Annotated in this window: 1 protein-coding gene; it reads right to left on the bottom strand. The window is 76.5% G+C overall.

Annotation, left to right across the window (positions count from 1 at the left end; translation table 11 throughout):
* A partial coding sequence (locus PUR61_RS00685; RefSeq protein WP_329874514.1) for a beta-ketoacyl synthase N-terminal-like domain-containing protein occupies nt 1-215 on the bottom strand: 215 nt, incomplete at its 3' end.
* Nucleotides 216-319: the final 104 nt, after the last annotated feature.

Genomic DNA, 319 nt, shown 5'->3' on the forward strand with positions numbered 1-319 from the left:
ATGACCGCGCTCACCAGCGCCACCCAGGGGCTCACCAGCCGCAGCCGCCGCTCCGGCTCGGTGCCCAGCGCCTCGCGCGGCGACAAGCCGAAGAACACGCCGTCGATAACTGCCGGGCGCACCAGGAACCCCACCAGCAGGGTGTCGGTGCTACCGGGCCGGTCCGCGTCCGCCTCCTGGGTCGCCTCGAGGGCCCAGCGCACGTCCTGCCGCACCGCGCCCCAGGTGCTGCCCGTGCTGCTCGGCCGCGCGGTCCACCAGGACGGCGCCGCCACCCCGCACACCGCGCCCAGCGGCCCGTCCCAGCAGCGGGTGATCC

Source organism: Streptomyces sp. BE20, assembly GCF_036322525.1.
GTDB lineage: Bacteria > Actinomycetota > Actinomycetes > Streptomycetales > Streptomycetaceae > Kitasatospora.